The organism is Flavivirga jejuensis (assembly GCF_030540765.1).
GTDB lineage: Bacteria > Bacteroidota > Bacteroidia > Flavobacteriales > Flavobacteriaceae > Flavivirga > Flavivirga jejuensis.
On record NZ_JAUOEL010000003.1, the window covers coordinates 645309 to 662265 of the forward strand.

Annotated in this window: 18 protein-coding genes; 11 read left to right on the top strand and 7 right to left on the bottom strand. The window is 29.6% G+C overall.

Annotation, left to right across the window (positions count from 1 at the left end; all coding sequences use genetic code 11):
• The first annotated feature begins 32 nt into the window (after positions 1-32).
• From cuyB to Q4Q40_RS11330, 7 genes are all read left to right on the top strand, one after another.
• Positions 33-1457, top strand: a complete 1425-nt coding sequence (gene cuyB / locus Q4Q40_RS11300; RefSeq protein WP_303301902.1) for a cysteate racemase — start codon at positions 33-35, stop codon at positions 1455-1457.
• Positions 1458-1616: 159 nt separating this feature from the next.
• Complete coding sequence (locus Q4Q40_RS11305; RefSeq protein ID WP_303301903.1) at positions 1617-1919, top strand: SMI1/KNR4 family protein; 303 nt, start codon at positions 1617-1619, stop codon at positions 1917-1919.
• Positions 1920-1992: 73 nt separating this feature from the next.
• Positions 1993-2535: an NADPH-dependent FMN reductase gene (locus tag Q4Q40_RS11310; RefSeq protein ID WP_303301904.1), complete on the top strand. Its 543-nt coding sequence runs from the start codon at positions 1993-1995 to the stop codon at positions 2533-2535.
• 650 nt (positions 2536-3185) lie between these two features.
• Positions 3186-3788, top strand: coding sequence for a CDP-alcohol phosphatidyltransferase family protein (locus Q4Q40_RS11315; RefSeq protein ID WP_303301905.1), 603 nt, complete (start codon positions 3186-3188; stop codon positions 3786-3788).
• Positions 3789-4262: 474 nt separating this feature from the next.
• Complete coding sequence (locus Q4Q40_RS11320) at positions 4263-4619, top strand: hypothetical protein (RefSeq protein WP_303301906.1); 357 nt, start codon at positions 4263-4265, stop codon at positions 4617-4619.
• Between the two features lie 325 nt (positions 4620-4944).
• Positions 4945-5784 carry a helix-turn-helix domain-containing protein gene (locus Q4Q40_RS11325; protein ID WP_303301907.1) on the top strand — a complete coding sequence of 280 codons (840 nt, stop codon included), beginning with the start codon at positions 4945-4947 and terminating at the stop codon, positions 5782-5784.
• Between the two features lie 65 nt (positions 5785-5849).
• Entirely contained in the window at positions 5850-7505 is a 1656-nt protein-coding gene (locus tag Q4Q40_RS11330) for an alpha/beta hydrolase-fold protein (protein ID WP_303301908.1), read from the top strand.
• A 136-nt stretch (positions 7506-7641) separates the two neighbouring features.
• Here the strand turns inward: Q4Q40_RS11330 and Q4Q40_RS11335 are convergent, their stop codons facing one another.
• The 3 genes from Q4Q40_RS11335 to Q4Q40_RS11345 form a co-directional block, all read right to left on the bottom strand.
• Positions 7642-9237 (bottom strand): S41 family peptidase, encoded by a 1596-nt coding sequence (locus Q4Q40_RS11335; RefSeq protein WP_303301909.1) that lies wholly within the window; start codon positions 9235-9237, stop codon positions 7642-7644.
• A complete protein-coding gene (locus tag Q4Q40_RS11340; protein WP_303301910.1) occupies positions 9237-9668 on the bottom strand; it encodes a deoxycytidylate deaminase in 432 nt (143 codons plus the stop codon). Before Q4Q40_RS11340 ends, Q4Q40_RS11335 begins: the two co-directional genes overlap by 1 nt.
• A 597-nt stretch (positions 9669-10265) precedes the next feature.
• Positions 10266-10856, bottom strand: a complete 591-nt coding sequence (locus Q4Q40_RS11345; RefSeq protein ID WP_303301911.1) for a HupE/UreJ family protein — start codon at positions 10854-10856, stop codon at positions 10266-10268.
• 147 nt (positions 10857-11003) lie between these two features.
• Here Q4Q40_RS11345 and Q4Q40_RS11350 point away from each other — a divergent pair, with 147 nt between their 5' ends.
• The gene (locus Q4Q40_RS11350) at positions 11004-11522 is read left to right on the top strand and encodes a hypothetical protein (protein ID WP_303301912.1); all 519 of its coding nucleotides are present in this window, start codon (positions 11004-11006) and stop codon (positions 11520-11522) included.
• Between the two features lie 73 nt (positions 11523-11595).
• Here Q4Q40_RS11350 and Q4Q40_RS11355 read toward each other — a convergent pair whose 3' ends face one another.
• Positions 11596-12309, bottom strand: a complete 714-nt coding sequence (locus Q4Q40_RS11355) for a tetratricopeptide repeat protein (RefSeq protein ID WP_303301913.1) — start codon at positions 12307-12309, stop codon at positions 11596-11598.
• Positions 12310-12528: 219 nt separating this feature from the next.
• On the opposite strand from Q4Q40_RS11355, the gene Q4Q40_RS11360 reads away from it, so the two are divergent.
• Positions 12529-12999 carry a CBS domain-containing protein gene (locus tag Q4Q40_RS11360; RefSeq protein ID WP_303301914.1) on the top strand — a complete coding sequence of 157 codons (471 nt, stop codon included), beginning with the start codon at positions 12529-12531 and terminating at the stop codon, positions 12997-12999.
• Here the strand turns inward: Q4Q40_RS11360 and Q4Q40_RS11365 are convergent, their stop codons facing one another.
• The 3 genes from Q4Q40_RS11365 to Q4Q40_RS11375 all read right to left on the bottom strand — a co-directional run bounded on the left by Q4Q40_RS11365 (position 13000) and on the right by Q4Q40_RS11375 (position 14859).
• Entirely contained in the window at positions 13000-13701 is a 702-nt protein-coding gene (locus tag Q4Q40_RS11365; RefSeq protein ID WP_303301915.1) for a hypothetical protein, read from the bottom strand.
• 277 nt (positions 13702-13978) lie between these two features.
• Positions 13979-14326 (bottom strand): hypothetical protein, encoded by a 348-nt coding sequence (locus Q4Q40_RS11370; protein WP_303301916.1) that lies wholly within the window; start codon positions 14324-14326, stop codon positions 13979-13981.
• Between the two features lie 2 nt (positions 14327-14328).
• Positions 14329-14859 (bottom strand): GNAT family N-acetyltransferase, encoded by a 531-nt coding sequence (locus Q4Q40_RS11375; RefSeq protein ID WP_303301917.1) that lies wholly within the window; start codon positions 14857-14859, stop codon positions 14329-14331.
• Between the two features lie 1361 nt (positions 14860-16220).
• Between Q4Q40_RS11375 and Q4Q40_RS11380 the strand changes: the two genes are divergently transcribed.
• Both Q4Q40_RS11380 and Q4Q40_RS11385 read left to right on the top strand, forming a co-directional pair.
• The gene (locus Q4Q40_RS11380; RefSeq protein ID WP_303301918.1) at positions 16221-16553 is read left to right on the top strand and encodes a single-stranded DNA-binding protein; all 333 of its coding nucleotides are present in this window, start codon (positions 16221-16223) and stop codon (positions 16551-16553) included.
• A gap of 76 nt (positions 16554-16629) precedes the next feature.
• Complete coding sequence (locus Q4Q40_RS11385) at positions 16630-16863, top strand: addiction module protein (protein WP_303301919.1); 234 nt, start codon at positions 16630-16632, stop codon at positions 16861-16863.
• The last annotated feature ends 94 nt before the right edge of the window (positions 16864-16957 follow it).

The window sequence follows — 16957 nt, forward strand, 5'->3', positions numbered from 1 at the left end:
AGTGCTAATACTAGAAAATCATTGAACATAGAATGGATAAAATTGCAGTAATTGGAGGCTTAGGAGCTTTATCTGGAGCTGATTTGTTTTTTAAACTTCTGAAAAACAAATCAGCTTTAAAAAATCAAAAGCACTATCATTTTATTTTTGAACAACAACCTTTTAGTCAGATTGAATCTGCTTTATTTGAAGAGCAGGATATAAAATCAAGGAAATTCTACACTTTCACTTTATGCAAAAATTTTGAACAAAAAAATGTGTCTAAAATTTTACTGCCTTGCTTTGCTAGTCATTCATTTTTAGAAGAGCTACAAAAGGAAACATCCATTTCCATTGTTAATATTTTTGATGCTATAGCCAACTATCTAAGTTTGAAATTTGATAAAGGAACTAAAATAGGAGTGCTTACATCTAGTTTTGTGAAAGAATCATTCTTGTTAGAGAAATATTTTCAAGACTATGAATTGATATATCCTACAAATCAAACCCAGTTAATGCATGCTATATATGATGAATCAGGTATAAAAAATGGATATTTAGACGGTTTACCTTTAGAATATGTGTACGAGGCCTGTATAGAGCTAAAAACAAAAGGTTGTGAAGTGATTTTACCGTGTATAACTGAAATTTCTCTATTGGTAAATCAGCTTTGGACAAGAGGAATTTCTATTATAGACGTTAATGAGATATATGCAGATTATGCACTATCTAAAGAAGATATCCCACAGCCTAAACCTTTTAAACTTGGTATTATTGGAGGAGTTGGACCTTCTGCAACAGTCGATTTTATGAATAAAATCATTCAAAATACAACAGCGAAGAAAGACCAGGACCATATAAAAATGATAGTGGAGCAAAACCCTCAAATTCCTGATAGAACAGCCAATTTGATTCATAATCAAACAGACCCAACTATTGCGTTATTTTCAACTTGTAAAAAATTAGAAGCCGCTGGTTCAAATGCAATAGCAATACCTTGTAACACAGCGCATGCTTTTGTAAAAGAAATACAAGAACACCTTAATGTGCCCATTGTTAATATGATAACAACTACAGCAGAATATATTTTAGAAAATTTTGGAAAGGATACCAACGTAGGGCTATTGGCAACAAATGGTTCTATTCAAAGTAAAGTTTATTTTAATGTACTTACGGCTTTTGGACTTCGGGTAGTTATTCCAGATGAAACTCATCAAAACTATGTAATGGAAAGCATTTATGGGAAATTTGGTGTAAAAGCGGGTTATACAGATGGGCTTTGCAAAGAACAAATTCTTAATGGAGTTAATCACCTTATTAAAAGAGAGGCACAGGTAATTATTTTAGGGTGTACTGAATTACCCCTTCTGTTCCCTAAAAATAAAGAACTTAGAGATAGCAAAAAATCAGTTGAACTAGTTGACCCTACTTTAATTTTAGCAAAGAAAGTAGTAAATTTAGCTACATCAAACTTATGAAAACACGACCTCTAAGACGTATATAATTTATTGCTAATTCCAGCCTACTTACGAAAATCCTTGTGGATTTTCTATTCGGTTTGTATTTACTAAATTAGGTGCTTAAAACACCCAACAAACCATATAAAATCACGTTACCAGCAATTCAGAATAACATAAATGAAAGAAGAAATTGAGAGAATAAAGGACAAACTAAACCGACTGAAAAAGTTGGATAGGAATTTTGACGCTTTTGGCTCTCAACGTCATAAATACAAGTTAAATAGAACCAAATTCGAAGAAGAATTAATTGATTTTGAAAAAGCACACTCAATATCATTACCTGAAGAATATCGAGAATTCTTAAAAAATATCGGAAATGGGGGCGCAGGACCTTATTATGGACTCGAACCTATAGAAAATGGAAGATTTACTGATTTAGATTATAAAAGAGAAGAGGATTTAATTTCTGGATTGGTATGAATCATGGCTAGACAAGGAATTAAAAGAAAAAAGCTAGTAACAATAGCATAAAAAACACCAGAATACAAATTGAATGATAGAAAAGAAAAATATAATTGGAATTTGTGGAAGTGCTAGTCGAAATTCTGCAAATCTATCAATTCTCAAGTGGATAGCTAAATCGGAAAAATCAGATTTCAATTTGGAGATTATAGATAATTTGACCGAATTACCGCATTTTAAAACAGAACTGACTGATAAAAATACACCTAAACAAATTGTTGACTTTAGGAATAAGATTGCAAATTCAGACGGAATTATCATTTGTACACCAGAATATGTTTTCAGTATTCCGAGTGGTTTAAAAAACATGATTGAATGGTGTGTATCGACATCTGTTTTCTCTAACAAACCAATTGGATTTATAACTGCTTCGGCAAGTGGAGAAAAAGCACACGAGGAACTGAAATTGATTATGAAAACTATCCAAACTAAATTTACAGAGGAAACAATTCTTTTAATTAAAGGAGTAAAAGGGAAAGTTGGTAAAAACGGAAAAATATTAGACAAGAAAACAGAAACAGAGTTGAACATATTCGTTGAGTCCTTTGAAAAGTGGGTGGAAAAACCATCATAACAACGATATAAAGCATAGTTAGTAAGAGCTAAATGAAAGGTAAGTGCTTTTACTGCGAAGTAACCCGACACAAGCTTAACACTTAAAGAAAAACAGGACATTGATTTTATGGCTAAATGTGCTTAACGCAATAATTTGGTTTGCTATTTTTTATAGTTTGAAAGTTTTAAGTCCCGCAGTATTCGCATGTTTGTTTCTAAGAGCTATTCCAATTAACCTGTTTATTTTTGAATTAAGAAAGTCAAAAGCTAGTAATAAAAGTAATTTTACTACTGCCACACTTTTTATTGACAATGCTCGTTTTAATGTTGTTACTAGTGCCTTAGGACATGAGTAAAGCTAATTCCTTTCAAATATTGAAATATAGTGCTATAATAACGGTTATAGGAGGTGTTGTTGCAGCATTTATTATGAAGAAAACATCTAAGGAGTTAGCGATTAAAAACCCGATAGTGCAGATTTGTAATCTATAATCTTAAAAAACACCAAAGGTTTAGAAATTCATCCTAAAAAACTGTTTCGTATTGAATTTGAATATAACTAATTACATTTTACTCCTTATTCAAATGTTTTAAATCCGTTAGATTTGTAGAGATCTATAATAGATATATGACACATATACATACGTTACCCTCAAGCAAAACTAAGCAATGAAGAAAATACCATTCTTACTTATATATAGTAGAATATTAATTGGCATAATGATAGGATTATTAGCCATTTATAAAATTGAAAATTATCATATTATTATAGTTCTCCTAATGTCTATTGGGTTAATAACTGACATATTTGACGGGATTATTGCTCGTAAATTAAATATTTCAAGTGAAAAACTACGAATATGGGATTCGAATGTTGATCAATTTTTTTGGATCGTAACTATTACTTCAATATTCTATATAAATAAAGGGTTTGTAAAAGAGAAATTTATATGGATAGCAATTATTATTTTACTTGAACTTTTATGTTACTTAATTAGCTTTTGGAAATTTAAAAAATCAATCGCAACTCATTCTATATTAGCTAAATTTTGGACTTTATCTTTATTAGGCTTTTTAATTGATTTAACTCTTAATTCTACAAGTCAAATCCCTTTTTCTATTTGTATTATTCTAGGTATTATATCTAGAGTTGAAATAATCTTAATTATTAAAAAGTTAAAAAAATGGACAACTGATGTGCCTTCAATTTTAGCTGTATCAAAAATTAATCAAGGAATTCCAATTAATAAAAATAAATTATTTAATAGTTAAAAATCAGTGTTTAACACAGGTAATCCTTGCACAAGACTCTAAACACACACACAATTTAAACACCCGATAACGCGGATTTGAGGTTGTAACCCGTGATTCTTTGCCTTACACCTAAAAAACATGCAATAAAGCAACATCTAACTCACTATCTAAACTAGCATAATTTCTTGCCAAACTAAAAGCATAAAATTTCTTACATAAAAAATATTGATTAATAAAAGAGAAAAATCAAAATACACTCGTAATGGTAAAGAATTTGCGGCAAATATTACTCTAAACTGGAGTTTTTAATACATGCTATTGAATTTAACCTAGAAAACCAACTCAAAATACTCTTGTAGAAAGATTTTAATAGCAGCTATAGAAAAGGTATCTTAACAGGTTTGAAATCTAAAAAAAGATAAATTTTATATAAATTTCAAAAAGTTAGTCTTACTTGAATATAGTAATGAAAAATATACTAATGATAAAATAATGGATATTGCGTCAAGATTTTTCCTTATCCAAAAATCACCTAACGGCCATGGTTATGTAACAAAAGTTTGTAGAGGAATAAATGGATTAGAAAAAAAATCTAAAAAAGATTACACCATATTAGAAGCTGTTTTATATGATGCAATTTATAATAGGGTTGTTGACGAGAAAAAAGATGAAGCTGAATTTTTAAATAGTCTATATAAATACATAGAAGATATAACAGAGAAAGAAGATAATATAGAAATAATTAGACAGTATATCTTTTCATCAATGGCTAGTGATGAAAATTTAAATAATTTTATATTCAGTTATTTAGAAAAGAATAAGGACAACATTCCTTTTGAAGTTGAATAAATAACTATCGATAATAACTAAGTGTTCATCTGGTTTGTAAAACCCCACAGCCCAATTTGCAATCCGTGATTTAATATCCTAAACTTAAAAAAACATCAGAGCTTAGAAATTCATCCTAAAAAGCTGTTTCGTATTGAGTTTGAATATAACTAATTACATTTTCACTCATTATTTAAACATTTTTATAAACATTAAAAATCTGTTAGATTTGTAGGGATATATATTTGGGGTATATATACCGATGAATGTACCCCTATCTTGGGTATAAATGCACTATGTGTTTCCCCATACGTTGTGCATAATTTTGATAAACGACCTGAAATCAATGGCATTTGCAACCAGAAAAACAAAATCAAGTATATTAAAAAAGTATATTTCTTACTACTATTTTCATTCTGCCAGAAAACAAAATCAATCAGAAGAAATCGTTTTTTATCCTAATACAATAAATGCAATTACAATTTATCAAAAATCAAAACTTACTTTTGGAGAAAATTGGTCTGTAGCTGAAGTTACTAAGGACAAAACTTATAACTCGTATTATTCTGGATTAAACAAGCAATTTAAAATTTCCAAAATGAAATCTCCATTCAATAAACTAGGGATTGCGTTTAAACCACTGGGAATAAATTCGTTTCTAGATAGTCCTTTGGCAACTCTAATTTCAAAAACTAATGATAAGAGTTTTAATTATTTTGACAACTCTATAAAAAGTACAATTATAGAAGTCTTCAATACATGTGATTTTGATAAAAAAATAGATTTATTAGATAGCTATTTCATTACAAAACTTAATGATTTCGAGGATACTATTTTACAGTCGGCTATAGAAATAATTAAAAAATCAAATGAAAAATATAAAGTTTCGGAATTATCAGAATTGTGTTTTACTACTCAGAAAACATTAAACAGGAAATTTAAAAAACATTTAAACTGTACTATTAAGGAATATCTTGATATCGCTCAATTTCGAAAATCATTCAACTACTATCAAAATCTTGAAAAACCAAATAAATTGGTTGATTTGGCTTATGAATTTAATTATTACGATCAAGCAGAATTATCCAATCGATTTAGACAAATTACTGGAGTTAACCCAAAAAAACTCTTTAAGAATACACAAAAATTTGGAGATGTAAATCTATTTTGGAATAAGGGTATATAAATGTCCTCTTTTACCAATTTTAGTTGAGCTCTAAAATCTATTTTTGTTATAAAATTTTAAATGAAATGAAAAATTTATACTTCTTGATTTTAGTCTTTGTTATGTATACTTCCTATGGTCAAAATATCATAACTATTACATGCTCTGTACCCAAAAATACTGACGATGTATATATTGTTGGAAATCAAGAAAGCTTGGGGAATTGGAATCCTAAAAAAGTTAAAATGACTAAAATATCAGATTTCAAACGAGCAATAACATTGGAACTTCAATTTCCAGCAGAATTCAAATTTACTCGAGGAAGCTGGGAAAGCGTAGGAGTTATAAAAAAATTTCAAGATGACCCTAATCTGAAAATTGATAGTTATAATGAAAATAATTTCTCTTACAAAATAAAAAATTGGGCTGATTGGATGGCCTCTGAAACCACTTGCACAAGCTATCAAATTAAAAAAATTAATTCTCATTTCTTAGAAGAAGAAAGGATTTTAAAGATTTATGTCCCCGAAGAAAATGATTTAAAATACAAATTCCCTGTTTTTTATCTTACCGATGGAGACGTTGGGCTTCATTTTGATTTAGCGTTGCAGTTCATAAAGCAATTGGAACGATTTAATATTATTCCCAAATCTATTTTAGTTGGAATTTCGCAAAAGAATAGAGGTAATGAACTCGATGTTTTTTATTCTGAGAATGGAGAGAGGTTTAAGAATTATATTTTTGAAGAAGTTGTTCCATTCATTAATAATAATTATTCAACAACAGGTTTCAATTCTATAATAGGACATTCAGACGGGGCTACTTTTAATCATATATTAATGACTCAAAACGAATCACCTTTTAGAGGTTACATAAACATAAGCGAGAATTTATTCAATAATCAACTTGAAGTGCTTGAAAATAAAATTAAGAAAAATCAGGACAAACCTTCTTATGTTTTTATCGCAAGTGGTGAGTATGACTCGATCGACCGAATTGCCTCTGGGAAGAAATTAGACACTCTATTTAATCAAATTTCTAATGAAAAAATAAAACATCAACATAACATTTATAAAGCTGATCATAATGACCTATTTATTAAATCATTACTAGATGGCATTCAATTTGTCTTTTCTGATTATCAACACTTAGGGTACGATGAAAATAAATTAAAAACACTTGCTCTTTCTAAAATTAACGCCATTGATTTTTGGGATAATCACACAAAAGCGATAAAGGAAATTTACGGAATCAATTTAGAAATGAATATTTATGACTATTACTTTATAAAAAACATTGCGGTTTTTGCAAAAGACAAAAAAATGTATGAGGATGTAGTAAAACATTTTAATCGAGACAAAAAAGACGATTTTCACTATTATACAACAAAAGCACAAGAGTTTGAAAGAATGGATTTAAATGATGAAGCACTTCATTATTGGCTCCAAAATATTGAAGAGAAAAGGGCAATAAATCATATATTTTATTATCGAAGACCATACGAATTGATGATAAATAAGCTTAACAAACCGATAGAAGCTATAAATTTTTTGGAAAAATCTAAAAAAACCTTCCCAGAAGGAACATTTTATATCAACTATTATATTGCAAAGGCTGCTGTAGCAAATAACATCAAAAAAAGGAAAGCAAAAGAAAATTTAGAATACTGTATCAAAAACTTTAAGGAAAATAGATATTTTACATTAGAAGATGTTCAAAACTTGATGGAAAAATTAAAGTAAAAACTATGTACAAACTAAGGTAGACGTTGCACAAGCCCAACAAAATGATAAAAAGAAGTTTTCTAGCTCCTTTTTTAAGAAGGTTTAGCCTATAGCAAGAAAGATACTAAGTAGGCAGATAAAGTTGAAATTTAAATTACTCTCCTTCCCCTTCACTCAACTTAATAACCTCATCAATCATGATATCACGTTGATTGAAAACCTCATCGAAAGCACCACCTCCGTAAAGTTGATCTGCTAATATTGCTTTAATATATTGTTTTACTTCGGTATGATACGCCACAAAAGTAATTTCAGAATCGATACGTACATTTAAGTAGTCTTGAAAAGCAAACACTAATTCGTCGCCTACTTCAAACGAACTAATAAAATCTTCTCTTGATATTCCGTCGTAAAGATGTCTGTCTTTTTCTAATTCTTCAAATACAAAATACGCAATAAAACCTCTTCTTTGTAAAAAACTGAGTGTTTCATTTTGCATGCTATTGTCTATTGGCACAAATACATCTGGAATAATACCACCGCCTCCATACACAACTTTCCCACCTGGTGTTGTGAATTTTAATGAGTCGGCTACCTTAATTTTTTCAGGGTCTAAAAGCTCACCGCTATTTAATCTATCAAAATACTCATCGTAATAATCTTTATTTCCATTTTTGTATGAGCGTTGAATGGAACGACCTGTTGGTGTATAATAACGAGAAACCGTTAAACGCACTGCACTACCATCGCCTAGATCCATTTCACGCTGCACTAAACCTTTACCGTAAGAACGGCGCCCTACAATGGTGCCTTTATCATTATCTTGTAATGCCCCAGCAACAATCTCGCTTGCCGATGCAGAATTCTCGTCTATAAGTACATATACAGCTCCTTTTTCAAAATCTCCTTTGTTTGTAGCAAAGCTTTTTTCTATATTTCCGCGCTTATTTTTAGTAAATAATATGAGTTTATCATCTTCTAAAAATTCATCTGCTATTTTCTCCGATATACTCAAAATTCCACCAGGATTATTTCGCAGATCTAATGCGATCTCGGTGGCTCCTAATTCTAAAAGTTTATCTAAACCTTTTTTAAATTCTTTATAAGTAGATTCTGCAAAACGATTCACTTTTATATACCCCAACTTTTCAGTTAGCATATAAGCAGCATCTACACTTTTTATAGGTATATTACCTCGCTTTATTGTAAAGTTTAAAAGTTCTGGTTCGCCTTTTCTATATATTTTTAAATTGACCTTAGTATTAATAGGTCCTTTTAGCTTTTTCACCATCTCACCATCATTCAATCTATCACCAAAAAGCGTATCATTATCTGCCATAATAATCCTATCACCGCCTCTAATTCCTGCTTTATCACTTGGTCCGCCTTCAATCGGTCTAATAACCGCAATAGTATCTTTATAAGGGTAAAAACTAACACCAATGCCAACAAAATCACCTTTCATTTCTTCAGCAACCCGTTCCATAGCTTCTTTAGGAATGTATACAGAATGCGGATCTAGATTCTCCAAAATCCCATTAACTGTAACATCTACAATACTATCGGTATTTATTTCGTCAACATAATCGTAATCAATGTAATCTATAAGTCTATTAAGCTTATCTTTTTTACTATTTGTAGAAAATAATCTATCGGGGGAATCTCTAAAATCTAGTTTTCCACCAATAAAAATACCTGTTGCTATCGCAACACCTAAAATTAATGGTAAATATTTTTTTTGAAACGACATTATGCTTTTAAATCTTCTATTATGTTAAGGTCAATCCCTGCCTTTTCTAAGAATTTTAATCCAGAATCATCTTTATATGCTTCATGGTATACCACTCTTACAATTCCTGATTGGTGTATTAATTTACTGCATTCCTTACAAGGCGACATTGTTATGTATAATGTTGCTCCTTTGCATGATTGTGTAGATGCTGCTACTTTTAAAATAGCATTTGCTTCGGCATGTAATACATACCATTTTGTGTAGCCTTCATCATCTTCACAAAAATTCTCAAATCCAGATGGGGTTCCATTATACCCATCAGAGATTATCATTCTATCTTTTACAATAACCGCGCCAACTTGCCTGCGCTCACAATAAGATAATTTTCCCCATTCTTTTGCTATTCTTAAATAGGCTTTATCGTACTTAAGTTGTTTATTTTCTGGCATCAATTTATTTATAATAATGACGTCCTGCAAAACAGCAAACAGACTTTCTGTAAACACGACTCGATAAAACCGAGAACACTTCAACAAATACCTGAATTTCCCTTATGCAAAACATTATAACGAAGATACTTGGTTCGTATTTTAATTACAACGTAAGTTCGTTAAATTTTTACGAAAGTTTCTATTTAGACAAGAAAGAGGCTGGCTATAAAAATGAAATGCTGGTTGCACTTTTCGACATAGTTTGTCTTGGATTGCAATCGAGAACTAAAAACACCTTATTAACATGAATTCGACGTAAATTAAAAAAGGCAAATAATGTTTATATTATTAACAAACAATGTTTTATCATATCGACAGAGCGAAGCATAAGTGACGAGACATCTCATAAAGATGAGATTCCTCCTCAAAAGCTACGCTTCATACCTTCAAACAAAATATATTTTGTTTTCGATAGCATTCGGAATGACAAAATTACATTATTTATACACGCAAATTACTTATTATCAATAATTAACATGTCGAACTGACGTTATTAAATATTAAAGAATAACCCCTTTTATTTAATTTCCAGTAAGATTGAGGGGTTCTTTTCAACTAAGACAAGAAATCGCTATTTAATATCATTGGAATAACTAAGCCAACAACTATGGCAGACACTACCATAATCCAATCACGTTTAGAAAATCTAAAAATAGTCTGTACTATGTAGCCTAAAAACAATACTAAAAATACAATAATAATTTGTGCAAGTTCTATTCCTAAAGCAAACTCCAATAACAAGATTAACTTGCTATCTGAATCTCCTAATAACATTTTAAATTCGCGCGCAAAACCTAAACCATGTATTAGTCCAAAAAACAAGGTTGACAAAAACAATACGCCTACTTTTTCTTTTTGCGCTCCTTTGCCAGATGTAAAGACATTAAAAAACGCTACAATTAAAATAGTAATAGGAATTAAAAATTCTACAATTTGCGCATTTATACGAACCACACTATAGGCAGCTAAAACGAGCGATAACGTGTGCCCCAAAGTAAACATAGAAACCAATAACAATATTCGTTTCCAATCTTTAAACATATACGGAACGGTTAAAACAATAAGAAACAAAACATGGTCGTATGCATTAATATCTAATACATGATTGATACCATATTCTACATTAAACCAAAAATTTCCAAGCATAATAATATAAGATTAGGGGATTGCCCAAATATACAATTAATTAAATTCTTTTAAATAATATTGTATTTTAAAAGTTAGATATTGATTTCTAATTATTAAACAGAAGATAAACTATATCTTTGTATAGCACTTTTTAAATGAATTTCAATGCACATTAAAACTTTAAGTATTTTAAGCCTATTAGTCATATTTTTTTCTTGTAAAAAGATTGGCGAAAGTAATACAGGAGATGAAGCCCAAGATAATCAGGACAAAGAAATAACAGAAAAGGACATTTCTAAAATTGATTACATCGAGTTTGCCTTAGATTTAAAAACAGAAGATGTTATAAAAGATTGGCAAGAATATGAGCAATTACAAGAAGTTGTAACAAATATTAAAAAAGGTGATTTAAGTTTTTTTTATGATAATAGTCTAACAATTAATACGCTGTTAAAAGATTTAAAAAAAACTATTCCTATAGAAATAAATGCACCTTCCATTTTTGCTAGAATTACAGCATTAGAAACTAACCTTTATAAATTGGAGAGTTTGTCAAATTTATCTACCACAAGCAAAAAAGAACTTATTGCTACTATTAAAGGCTTTTTGGTTGCTTTTTCTAGTTTAAATTTACAAATAAATAAAAAAATAGAGTACGATACTCGAAAAATTGAAAAGCCATAAACGGTATATTATAGGCAAAAAAAGAGGTTAGTACATTTAGTACTAACCCTTTCTTTATCAACACTTTTATTTATTACTTTTTTGCTTGTGCAGCTTGTGCCTGCATCACCTGTTTTTGTCTTAATAATTCATTTTTTGTTATTTGAACTAAATTAAAACCAGGCGCCATTTTTAAAGTTTCGTCTAAAACATCGACAGCCGCATCAATATTCGTTTTTGTGTCTTTATTATAAATAACTAGCGCATTTATATACATAAATGCAGCCTTTAAAGATACTTCATAAGGTGTTTGTGTTTCGTAAAAAGCTTTCTTCATATCATCTTTCGAATTTGCTAACCCGTATGTAATATGCTTTTCTGCTTCTGCTAGTTTTTGAGTTTGCAAATTAAGTTCTGCTAATTCGTAAGCAACTAAAGCATTCGGATTTCTTGCAAACATTTCTTCAAAAAACCCTATGGCTAATTTTGGTTGTTTAACAGATTTTAAAGACAATGCTTTTACTTCTACTGCAATATCAGAATCTGCAGTGCTTTTCTCTATTCCAATAGTATTAAGCGCCTGCATATACTTCCCTTCACTCATATATAAATAAGCTAAAGTATCTTTTCTTGCTTGGGATGGTGATAATAAATTTAGATGTGTCATCCCATTTATAATACCTTGCACATCCCCTTGAGTTTTCATTTGTTTATAATAAGCTTCATAATGTTTTATTAATTCTGAGTTACTTTGAGCATTTAACATAAAGCTACTCACTAATAAAATCAATCCAAATAATCTTTTCATTCCTCTTATATTTATTTTAATGTGTTAAAACTATAAAAAAATAGCATTTAAACTCTTAAAAGAATGCTAATTATTTCTGCTTAAGTTAACAGGTAGTCTTTTTTCATAAAATTATAGCATTATACATCGTTATTATTCAAATATTCAACTATGAATAAATACATTTTTATGAAAATTTAAAAAAAATGACTATATTTAAGATTACTAAACTTTATAGTTATGGGAATAAAAAGCTTTCTAGGTTCACGAAAAAAAACACAAAAAGACACACCTAACATCCCCATTAAGGTTAGTGATTATATGACTCGAAATTTAATTACATTTAAATCTGATCAACGTATTGAACAAGTAATTGATGCTATAATAAAAAATCGTATTTCTGGAGCTCCCGTAATAAATGATAAAAATGAATTAATAGGTGTTATATCTGAAGGCGATTGTATTAAACAAATAAGTGAAAGCAGATATTATAATATGCCAATGGATAACGACACTGTTGAAAAGCACATGGTTAAAGATGTTGAAACCATAGATGGTAATATGAATATTTTTGACGCTGCCAATAAGTTTCTAGCATCTAAACGAAGACGTTTTCCTATTATTGAGAATGGTAAACTAGTAGGTCAGATAAGTCAAAAAGATATTCTTAAGGCAGCATTAGCTCTAAAAGGACAAAACTGGAAACAGTAATCAACGTCTTCTTTCAACTAGTTTTATCGCTTTAGGATGATCTGTAATAATTATTTTTTGATTTATGCTACTTTCTAATGCAGCAATTTTAGAGTAATTATGTCCATTTATAGGTGTTTCTAATGTTTTCCATTTTGCAATACCTCCAACTGTTATTGTTTCACCTATCTCTATAATTCTTTCTGTATACTTTAAGGTTTTATTAAACCCTAACCAGTTTTCACTTTCAACTCCAAATGATTCTAATACCTTTTGAAACTCTGGAGTTGGATCGTTAAATGTACCAGAAGAAACCCGTTTATCTTCAACCATAAAACTATAATAATTATTTGTTTCCCGAGAAGGTTTAACCATAACCAATTCACCTTCTTTCTCAAGAAAAAAATCTTGAATATCTTCCTTTAAAACTAAGCTATCCCACCGAGAACTCTTCCCCGATGAAACTTTTTGTTTTATTTCAAAAATATAAGCAACACATTTTCGTTTGCTAAGCGGTGCAACAAACGGTTCTTGCACTTGTAATACTTTCCCCGACACTTTAGTGAGTTCGTTTGTTCTAAATTGGGTAATTCGTCTTGCCTTAAATTTAGATAGCTTTCTTAAAATAGTATATTTTTTACCGAAATAAATCGCTGAAAAAATAATGCCACCTATTATACAAAACATTAAAACAGGGATAATAAATTTAAAACTCTCAGTCATTGAAACTATTTTATTATTAAATACTTGAATATCTATTCTCATTAATATGCTACGAAACTAATATCTTATATCAATTATTATTTAAAATGAGCTATAAATAATTTGAATTATATTTTGTTCAGATAAGATAGTAAATTCAATCATAGATTTAGTTATCGTTTTATTTTATATTGTAACATGAGCGAAATAGAAATCGAAGATTCATGAACTCCTATTTCTAAAATAAGAGCTAGTGAACTAAACAAATTATATGGATTTTTTTGAGTTTTAATTGGTGTTATTCTCGTTTTACCAATGCATAATAATCTCCCTCCAAAGGTAAGTATCCTTGATCGTACACAAAATAATAGACAGTCCCAGCTTTGGTAGTGTAAATACTTGTAAAATAATTGAAATCGAAACCCGCTTCTATTAGCTTAGCGCGGGATGTTTTTGTTTTTTGGTTTGGATTGAGCGCCTCTAATATTCTATAATTTTTGCGCAACCTGTTATTGGTATTACGTATTAAATTTTTACTGTCTTTATTTACTTTATTATTATAAGCATTTCGGCAACCATCGCTACAGAATTTTTTATCTATTCTACCAACGATATTATCACCACATTCTAAACATTGTTTTTGCATAATTATTTATTTTCAATTTTATACCAACGCAATTCCAGGTTCTCTTTTTCATAAATAAAATCTTCTTGATAATGTAATCCCACTTTTAGCAGGATGTTATGTGATGCTTGGTTTTCTTTCTCTGTAATGCCATATACCGTTTTTAGTTTCATTGAATTAAAAGCATAATTTAAAGCAGCAAAGCTAGACTCTGTAGCATATCCTTTCCCCCAATACCTTGGAATGAGTCTGTAGCCAATATCTATAAAATTAGAATAGCCATTCATGGTATCTTCTGTATTGAGTTTTAATCCAGACCAGCCTATAAAATCGCCAGAAGATTTTTCAATGGCTGCCCATCGACCAATATTATGTTGATTGTATTGGCTTATAACACTTTCTATAATTTTTTGCGATTCTTCTTTAATTTTTACTGGTTTATTACCTAAATACCTATGTACTTCTGGATCTGAATCTAACTCGAACATCCCGTCTAAATCCGACATTCGTAATTCTCTTAAAATTAATCGTTCTGTTTCTATACTAAATTGCATTGTGAATTATTTTTAACTGTTCATCAGACGATAATAACACTTGTCTAAATATGATAATAGTTAATCTAGATGATCCAGAAAACATTAAACGAGCGGTAGACTGTGGATTAAGTCCAACCGAACCATTAGGAATAATTTGGGTTTCTAGCAATTATTTAAAATATTAGTTTTTTAATTGAATATAAATTTAGTAATTAATTATTTCCCTTATTCAATTTTTTTGAAAAACGATTTACATAAATTTATATTTAAGGCAAGTCAAGCATGCTTAAATTATCAGAGTTAATATAGTCTAGAATTATAAAAGTTACGTAACAATAAAAAGAAAACAATACAATTTCAACGAATGAAACAAATTGGAGTATTCATTATAAATTTACTGGAATAAATAAAGACAAAACACGTAAATCCAATAAAAAATCCCAATTATAAAAACCAAGGCTGCTCCCGTGGTAAATATTTCTACATATTTATTTTTATAATCACTGGGGTTATTGCCTTTTTCTTTAAAAAATTTCATTTGATTGGTATAGTTAGTTGGTTCGCTTAAATTAAAGAAAAGCATCCATTGTCGCAAAATGAGTCGACAACAGTAAGATTTATCTGATAAAATACTTATATGCCTTATCTTTTTTAAGGTTAAGTCCAATCGTACAAAAAGTATTTTACGCATAATTCGTGTAATATCACGAGAACCTTACACGTGTGTGTTTTCATCTTTTAGGAATACGTACCGTTCATTTAAGTTACCCTCAAATAAAGGGTATTAAACCTAGATGATTCCGTTAAATACTGAAACAAGTACAGCACAGGAAACAAGAGTAGCCTACCACAACAAAGGCGTGGTTCAACTTACAATTTAAATACTCCTACAGACTTCTCTAAATTGGGTTTTCCTGACACACAATAACGTGGATTAATAAATTGAAAATAAAGAATTTGGAGTATTTCAATATAAAATTCACTAAAACAGATGTAGACAAAACATACAAACCCAATAAAAAATTCCAACTATAAAAACCAAGGATACCCCCATGGTAAATGTTTCTACATATCTATTCTTATAACTATTGTGCTTAGTGTATTCTTTTTTTAAAAAACTCATTTGGTAATATATTCTTGGTTAGTTCGCTTAAATTAATAAAAAACGTCCACTACCACAAAATCAGTCGATTATGGTACGATATCTATGATGAAAGGACACCTGTTTACGAATTATATGATTACAAACGACTACAAACACTTACAAACGTGTTTAAATATTTATTAACCGAATAAAATTTGAATACCGTTTCATATTTGCAGTGTTGAATCGATACAGGTTCAATAGTATTAACTGTTTAACAATAAAATTTAAAATTATGAACACGCTTAGAAACAAAGTACAGTTGATTGGTAACTTAGGAAACGATCCAGAAATTATTAATCTAGAATCGGGAAAATCTTTAGCTAAATTCACTATGGCTACTAACGAAAGCTACACGAATAATAATGGTGAAAAAATTACCGATACGCAATGGCACAATATTGTGGCTTGGGGTAAAACGGCTCAAATAATCGAGAAGTATGTCGTTAAAGGTAAAGAGATTGCTATTGAAGGCAAATTGACTTCTCGTAGCTATGATGATAAAGAAGGAAACAAACGATATATCACAGAAATTGTGATTAATGAATTGTTGCTGCTAGGTAAATAATTTAGATCATTTTAGACTTCTTTTAGGTTTCCTAAAAGTTTTAATTTAATTAATTTAGTTGTATAATTATAGAACTATGGATTTACAAGCAGAAAAAATAGAACTAGTAAAATTATTACTTGAAACCCAAAAGAAGTCTTTAATTAAAAAAATTAAAACTCTTTTTAAAGACGAAAGTGAGAATAAAGCTTTTGAATTGCCCGGATCTCAAAAAGAAGAATTAGATAGACGGCTATCTAGAATGGAAAAAGGAGAAACTAAATTCTATACTTGGGAACAAGTGGAACAAAAGCTAAAACAGGCTTTATGATTTAAAGACACCATATCCAATAAAATATACAGCTATTAAAATTGCAATAATCGCAAAAGAAACATCTATAAGGGTCTTTTTGTTATCATAAATT